This is a genomic window from Pseudomonas sp. TAA207, assembly GCF_001529285.1.
Lineage (GTDB): Bacteria > Pseudomonadota > Gammaproteobacteria > Pseudomonadales > Pseudomonadaceae > Aquipseudomonas > Aquipseudomonas weihenstephanensis.
Window position 1 is genome coordinate 420277 of the sequence record NZ_LLWJ01000072.1, and the last position, 7209, is coordinate 427485.

A 7209-nucleotide genomic window follows, 5' to 3' on the forward strand; every position below is an offset into this window, starting at 1 on the left:
CAAAGGCTGGCGTCCCGCTACCATGGTCGAATGCCTGACGGCGATTTAGACCCTTTGGTCGGGATCTTTGGGGAATAAAAAACCCCGGTCAATTCAGCGCCGGGGTTCTCAGTCGTGCAGTGGCGGGGATGTTACTCGACCGCTTTGACCATATCTTCAATAACTTTCTTGGCGTCACCGAAGACCATCATGGTTTTATCCAAGTAAAACAGTTCGTTATCCAGACCTGCGTAGCCACTGGCCATTGAGCGTTTGTTAACGATGACGGTCTTGGCTTTGTAAGCCTCAAGGATCGGCATGCCCGCAATCGGGGATTTGGGATCGTTCTTGGCCGCCGGGTTGACCACATCGTTGGCGCCCAACACCAGCACTACGTCGGCCTGACCAAACTCGGAGTTGATGTCTTCCATTTCGAACACTTGGTCATAAGGCACTTCGGCCTCGGCCAGCAGCACGTTCATATGGCCTGGCATCCGGCCCGCTACCGGGTGGATGGCGTATTTGACGGTCACGCCGCGATGGGTCAGTTTCTCGGTCAGCTCTTTAAGTGCGTGCTGTGCCCGCGCTACGGCCAGGCCATAACCCGGCACGATGATGACGGTGTCAGCGTTGGTCAGCAGGAAAGTGGCGTCGTCTGCCGAGCCGGATTTAACCGGACGGGCTTCTTGCGCACCCGCAGGGCCGGCAACATCGGTTGCGCCGCCAAAACCACCGAGAATCACGTTGAAGAACGAACGGTTCATCGCCTTGCACATGATGTACGACAGGATTGCGCCCGAGGAGCCCACCAGCGAACCGGCAATAATCAGCATTGAGTTGTTCAGCGAGAAGCCGATACCTGCTGCCGCCCAGCCTGAGTAGCTGTTGAGCATCGACACCACGACCGGCATGTCTGCGCCGCCAATGGGGATGATGATCAGCACGCCCAGTACGAACGCCAGAGCCAGCATCAATGCGAAGGCATTAAGGTTGCCGGTCAGCATGAAGGTGATGCCCAGCGCCAAGGTGGCCAGGCCCAGTGCCAGGTTCAGCTTGTGTTGGCCGCCGAACTGTACCGGTGCACCCTGGAACAGGCGGAACTTGTATTTACCCGACAGTTTGCCGAAAGCGATCACCGAACCCGAGAAGGTAATCGCGCCAATGGCAGCACCCAGAAACAGTTCCAGACGGTTGCCCGCAGGAATGGCGTCGCCCAGGTGCTTGACGATGCCCAGCGATTGCGGCTCGACGACGGCGGCAATGGCAATGAACACCGCCGCCAGGCCGATCATGCTGTGCATGAAGGCAACCAGCTCGGGCATTTTGGTCATTTCAACGCGCTTGGCCATGATCGAGCCAGCGGTTCCGCCGACCAACAGGCCGACAATCACGTAGCCGATACCCGCTGTCGCTATTTCAGCGCCCAGTTTGTAGATAAGCCCTACGGTGGTAATCACCGCCAAAGCCATGCCGAGCATGCCGAACAGGTTGCCGCGACGTGAGGTGGTCGGGTGCGACAGGCCTTTAAGCGCTTGAATGAAGCAAATCGATGCAACCAGATACAGCACAGTGACCAGATTCATGCTCATGGTTTACGCACCTCTTCTTTAGCTTTAGGTGCTTTCTTCTTGAACATTTCCAGCATGCGCCGGGTGACCAAAAATCCACCGAATACGTTTACGGCTGCCAGCGCGACGGCCAGGGTGCCCATGGTTTTACCCAGCGGGGTGACTGTCAGCGCGGCGGCGAGCATCGCGCCGACGATCACAATCGCCGAAATGGCATTGGTGACGGCCATCAGTGGGGTGTGCAGGGCAGGGGTTACGTTCCAGACCACGTGGTAGCCAACGTAAATGGCCAGCACGAAAATGATCAGGTTGTAGATGCCGGGCGAGATCAGCTCTTCCATTGTTTTTATCCTCAGCCGTTTTTGCGCACGACTTGCCCGTCGCGGCACATCAGGCACGCAGCGACGATGTCGTCTTCTAGGTTGATCTGAAACTGCCCTTCAGGGGTGAAGACCAGCTTGAGGAAGTCCAGCAAATTGCGGGCATACAGCGCGGAGGCGTCTGCGGCAACCATTGCAGCCAGATTGGTGTGGCCCACGAGGGTGACACCGTGCTCAATCACGACTTGATCCGCCACGGTCAGCGGGCAATTGCCGCCTTGCGCCGCGGCGAGGTCGATGACCACTGAGCCGGGTTTCATTTGCGCCACGGTTTCTGCGCTGAGCAGTACCGGGGCCTTACGGCCGGGGATCAGCGCAGTGGTGATGACGATGTCAGCCAGTTTGGCGCGTTCGTGAACGGCCAAAGCCTGGCGCTGCATCCAGCTCGCAGGCATGGGCCGTGCGTAGCCGCCCACACCGACGGCGCACTCGCGCTCTTCGTCCGTTTCATACGGCACGTCGACGAACTTGGCTCCCAGCGATTCAATCTGCTCTTTAACCGCAGGCCGTACATCCGACGCTTCAATCACGGCGCCTAAGCGTTTGGCGGTGGCGATGGCCTGCAAGCCTGCAACTCCGGCGCCAAGGATCAGCACGCGGGCTGCCTTAACGGTGCCTGCTGCGGTCATCAACATGGGCATGAAACGCGGGTAGTAGTGAGCGGCCAGCAACACGGCTTTGTAACCCGCAATGTTGGCTTGGGATGACAGCACATCAAGACTTTGCGCACGAGAGGTGCGTGGGGCCGCTTCGAGAGAGAAAGCTGTGATGCCGTGCCCCGCCAGTTTGGCAATGGTTTCATTGCTGAACGGGTTGAGCATGCCAATCAGCACGGCACCGCTGTTAATCAGGGCCAGTTCGCTGTCATTGGGGGCAACCACTTTGAGAATCAGCTCGGCACCCAAGGCGTCTTGGGCGCTGCCAATGGTTGCGCCGACGGCTTCATAAGCGCTGTCGATAACACTGGCATTAATGCCTGCGCCGCTTTCAACAGTCACCTTATGGCCTTGGCCGATCAGCTTCTTGATGGTTTCCGGGGTTGCAGCAACCCGCGTTTCACCCGTGTGGGTTTCGAGAGGAACACCAATGTGCACGTCATATCTCCTGCGTGATCTTTTATAAGAAAGCCAGCGCACTGCGGTGGGTGCGTCTGGGGCGGCCGATCAGCACGACCCCACCAGAATCAGGGCGGGGCGCCGCATAATGCAGGCGATTTTTTAGCCCTTCAAGAACTTATGGAGGGTGACGGAATTTTTACTACAAGTCATGCCGTGACCGAATGTCGCAATGATACGCCAGGCGCCAGTAACGACGGGGCTTCTAGGGATTAAAGGTGCTTTTCGAGTTTTTTTCACATTTCTTTTAGTTATCCGGGCATAACTTTCGGAAATACCCTGTAGGCCGCGTGGTTACTGGCCTACAGGTTTGTCCAGATAGACATAAGTTTAGGGTCTTATAAAGCGACATTTACGTACATATGTAGGGTTATTTGATGCTGCACTACATAACCCTTACGGACGTTGCTCTTGGCTACAGCAAGCTGTAGCGCCGGGCTTGCTGGATGAGCCAGTCGCGAAACGCCTGGAGAGAGGCAGATTCGATTTTGCGCTCTGGAATCATCAGGTGATAAGCCTTGGTGCTGGGTAGCGTGGCGGAGTGGGCAATCACCAGGCGCTGCTCGGTCAGCTCGCGTTGAATCAAAAAAGGCGGGATAAGGGCGACGCCCATGTCGTGCATGGCCGCTTGGGCCAGCATCGAAAACAGTTCATAGCGTGGACCGGTCATGTCGCGTGGCACGCTCATCTCTTGTGCGTTGAACCATTGCCGCCACGCGTAGGGGCGGGTGGTCTGTTGCAGTAAGGGGAGTTCGGCGAGTGCTGATGCGCTGAGGGTTTTGTGGGTGTTGAGCAGGTTGGGGCTGCAAACAGGGACCGGGTTTTCCCCCATCAGGCGGTAGGACGTGGTGCCTGACCAGTCGGCATCGCCGAAATAGATGGCGGCGTCAAAGTCGGTGTCGGCAAAGAGGAAGGGGCGGGTACGGTTTGTAAGGTTGACCGTGACGTCAGGGTGCTGTTGTTGGAAGTCTTTGAGTCGGGGGAGCAACCATTGCGTGCCGAAGGTGGGCACAACGGCCAGTTCAATAACGTTAGCGCCTTGTTGCCCCATGATCGAAAGGGTGTCGCGTTCTACGGCGTCCAGTTGGGTTGCAATGCGCCTGCTGTAGGAAAGACCGGCTTCGGTGAGTTTGACCCCGCGCTTGGAGCGCCTGAAAAGTTCGACGCTGAGAAATGCTTCAAGGCTGGCGATCTGGCGGCAGATGGCGCCCTGAGTGAGAGAGAGTTCATGCGCAGCCTTGGTGAAGCTTTCGTGGCGCGCGGCGGCCTCAAAACTGATGAGCGCGGTCGTGCTGGGAATCTTGCGGCGCATGTACGGCTTCCTCACTAAAGGCAGTCAAATATGGCGTTTTCGATGTTCACGGAGTGAGAAATTAGCACAAGAGGGTGCGCAATCCTCGTTTGTCCTTCTATATAGAAGGGACCTAGGATTGGCCCACGACATTTGATCTATTTCGCGAGGGTTCACTCATGGCGGGTAAAGCAAGCTTCAACTGGATCGATCCACTTCTGCTGGATCAACAGCTCACTGAAGAAGAGCGCATGGTGCGTGACAGCGCTGAACAGTTTGCCCAGGACAAGTTGGCGCCGCGTGTGCTTGAGGCTTTCCGGCATGAGAAGACAGACCCTGCCATCTTTCGGGAAATGGGCGAAACCGGCTTGCTGGGGGCGATGATTCCTGAGCAGTACGGCGGCAGCGGTCTCAATTATGTGAGCTATGGCCTGATCGCGCGTGAGGTAGAACGTGTGGACTCCGGCTACCGCTCAATGATGAGTGTGCAGTCTTCGCTGGTGATGGTGCCGATCAATGAGTTTGGCACTGAGGCTCAGAAGCAGAAGTACCTGCCCAAACTCGCGTCGGGCGAGTGGATCGGCTGTTTTGGTCTGACAGAGCCTGATCATGGTTCTGATCCGGGTGCGATGATTACTCGCGCGCGTAAAGTAGAGGGCGGCTACAGCCTGACGGGCGCCAAGATGTGGATCACCAACAGCCCTATCGCGGATGTGTTTGTGGTCTGGGGTAAGGATGATGCAGGTGACATTCGTGGCTTTGTTCTGGAGAAAGGCTGGAAAGGTCTGAGTGCGCCTGCGATCCACGGCAAGGTGGGTTTGCGTGCATCGATCACCGGCGAGATCGTCATGGATAACGTGTTTGTGCCTGAAGAAAACATTTTCCCGGATGTGCGTGGCTTGAAGGGGCCGTTTACCTGCTTGAATTCGGCGCGCTACGGCATTTCGTGGGGCGCACTGGGGGCGGCTGAGTCGTGCTGGCATACGGCACGCCAATACACGCTGGATCGCAAGCAGTTTGGTCGTCCTTTGGCGGCGACCCAATTGATTCAGAAAAAACTGGCTGACATGCAGACTGAAATTACCCTGGCCCTGCAAGGTTGCCTACGTTTGGGTCGGATGAAGGACGAGGGGACGGCAGCGGTAGAGATTACGTCGATCATGAAGCGTAACTCGTGCGGCAAATCACTTGATATCGCCCGCATGGCGCGTGACATGTTGGGTGGTAACGGCATTTCTGATGAGTTCGGCGTGGCACGTCACTTGGTCAACCTTGAAGTGGTGAATACCTATGAGGGTACGCACGATGTGCATGCTCTGATTCTTGGGCGTGCGCAGACGGGTCTTCAGGCGTTCTATTAATAGGAGTTCGGCTCATGGGTGCTTTATCGCATTTGCGGGTGTTGGACTTGTCGCGCGTGTTGGCTGGTCCGTGGGCCGGGCAGATCCTGGCAGACCTTGGGGCGGAAGTGATCAAGGTCGAGCGTCCGGGCAATGGTGATGACACGCGAGCCTGGGGGCCGCCCTTCCTTAAAGATGCTTATGGTGAGAGCACCGGGGAGGCGGCCTATTATTTGTCGGCTAATCGCAACAAGCAGTCGGTGACCATTGACTTCACTCAACCTGAAGGTCAGCGGCTGGTGCGGGAGTTAGCGGCGAAGTCCGATATTTTGATCGAAAACTTCAAAGTAGGTGGGTTGCAGGCCTATGGCTTGGACTATGCGTCGCTCAAGGAGGTCAATCCGGATTTGATTTACTGCTCGATCACTGGTTTCGGTCAGACGGGGCCGTATGCCAAGCGCGCAGGCTATGACTTCATGATTCAGGGGTTGGGTGGTCTGATGAGTTTGACGGGGCGCCCTGACGGTGAGGAGGGGGCGGGTCCGGTCAAAGTGGGTGTGGCGTTGACGGATATATTGACGGGGCTGTATTCGACTGTCGCCATTCTGGCGGCGCTGGCCCATCGTCAGCATGATGGCGGTGGTCAGCATATCGATATGGCGCTGCTGGATGTTCAGGTGGCGTGCCTGGCGAATCAGGCAATGAATTATCTGACTACAGGTGTTTCTCCTAAGCGGCTAGGTAATGCGCACCCAAATATTGTGCCGTATCAGGATTTTCCTACTGCCGATGGTGACTTCATTCTTACCGTGGGGAATGACAATCAGTTTCGAAAATTTGCTGAACTGGCAGGTCGCGGGGAGTGGGCGCAGGACTCCCGGTTTTCGACTAATAAGGCGCGTGTGGCGAATAGAGCGGTGTTGGTGCCGTTGATACGTCAGGTGACTGTCTTCAAAACGACGGCTGAGTGGGTATCTCAGCTGGAGCCGGTGGGTGTGCCTTGCGGGCCGATCAATGACTTGGCGCAGGTGTTTCAGGACCCTCAGGTGCAGGCGCGCGGGTTGGCAATAGAGTTGCCTCATGTGCTGGCTGGGCGTGTGCCGCAGGTTGCCAGTCCAATTCGCTTATCGCAGACGCCTGTCGAGTATCGCAACGCTCCACCTTTGCTGGGAGAGCATACCGATGAGGTATTGCAGCGTGTGCTGGGATTGACTGCGGGGGCGTTGGAAGGGCTGCGTAAATCAGGCGCGGTTTGATGTGGCTGTCTGTAAGGAGGGGGCGTTAGCTCCCTCTTCTATATAGAGGTTTTATTGGGCTGTTAAAGGTAATTGATAGAGTCGCTCAATTAGGGGTTGACGCAGATTTAAAACACCCTATAATTCGCCCCACTTCCGGCGTAGTCGAAACGGAAAACTCCTTGAGTATCAATGAGTTGAACGGTTTTCGACGGTGCTAGCTTCAAATCATCGAAGCAGGAAATGAGGTGTTGACAGCAGCGTGTAACGCTGTAGAATTCGCCTCCCGCTAACGAGAGAT

At 56.6% G+C, this 7209-nt stretch carries 6 protein-coding genes; 2 read left to right on the forward strand and 4 right to left on the reverse strand.

The genetic code is table 11. The annotated features are described in order from the left end of the window. Nucleotides 1-131: 131 nt before the first annotated feature. From AP059_RS21670 to AP059_RS21685, 4 genes are all read right to left on the reverse strand, one after another. On the reverse strand, nt 132-1568 hold the full coding sequence (locus tag AP059_RS21670; protein ID WP_059766177.1) for an NAD(P)(+) transhydrogenase (Re/Si-specific) subunit beta: 1437 nt from the start codon (nt 1566-1568) through the stop codon (nt 132-134). Further along, the gene (locus AP059_RS21675) at nt 1565-1888 is read right to left on the reverse strand and encodes an NAD(P) transhydrogenase subunit alpha (protein ID WP_003438157.1); all 324 of its coding nucleotides are present in this window, start codon (nt 1886-1888) and stop codon (nt 1565-1567) included. Before AP059_RS21675 ends, AP059_RS21670 begins: the two co-directional genes overlap by 4 nt. Before the next feature lie 11 nt (nt 1889-1899). Next, nucleotides 1900-3021, reverse strand: a complete 1122-nt coding sequence (locus tag AP059_RS21680) for a Re/Si-specific NAD(P)(+) transhydrogenase subunit alpha (protein ID WP_059766179.1) — start codon at nt 3019-3021, stop codon at nt 1900-1902. 436 nt (nt 3022-3457) lie between these two features. Then, nucleotides 3458-4354 carry a LysR family transcriptional regulator gene (locus AP059_RS21685; RefSeq protein WP_059766182.1) on the reverse strand — a complete coding sequence of 299 codons (897 nt, stop codon included), beginning with the start codon at nt 4352-4354 and terminating at the stop codon, nt 3458-3460. Nucleotides 4355-4512: 158 nt separating this feature from the next. On the opposite strand from AP059_RS21685, the gene AP059_RS21690 reads away from it, so the two are divergent. Continuing rightward, nucleotides 4513-5694, forward strand: a complete 1182-nt coding sequence (locus AP059_RS21690) for an acyl-CoA dehydrogenase (protein ID WP_048363706.1) — start codon at nt 4513-4515, stop codon at nt 5692-5694. A gap of 14 nt (nt 5695-5708) precedes the next feature. Beyond that, entirely contained in the window at nt 5709-6929 is a 1221-nt protein-coding gene (locus AP059_RS21695) for a CaiB/BaiF CoA transferase family protein (RefSeq protein ID WP_059766184.1), read from the forward strand. Nucleotides 6930-7209 lie beyond the last annotated feature (280 nt).

Excerpts from the sequence above, each read along its gene's own strand:
- AP059_RS21670 (WP_059766177.1), bottom strand. The coding sequence starts at position 1,568 with ATGAGCATGAATCTGGTCACTGTGCTGTATCTGGTTGCATCGATTTGC.
- AP059_RS21675 (WP_003438157.1), bottom strand. The coding sequence starts at position 1,888 with ATGGAAGAGCTGATCTCGCCCGGCATCTACAACCTGATCATTTTCGTG.
- AP059_RS21685 (WP_059766182.1), bottom strand. The coding sequence starts at position 4,354 with ATGCGCCGCAAGATTCCCAGCACGACCGCGCTCATCAGTTTTGAGGCC.
- AP059_RS21690 (WP_048363706.1), top strand. The coding sequence starts at position 4,513 with ATGGCGGGTAAAGCAAGCTTCAACTGGATCGATCCACTTCTGCTGGAT.
- AP059_RS21695 (WP_059766184.1), top strand. The coding sequence starts at position 5,709 with ATGGGTGCTTTATCGCATTTGCGGGTGTTGGACTTGTCGCGCGTGTTG.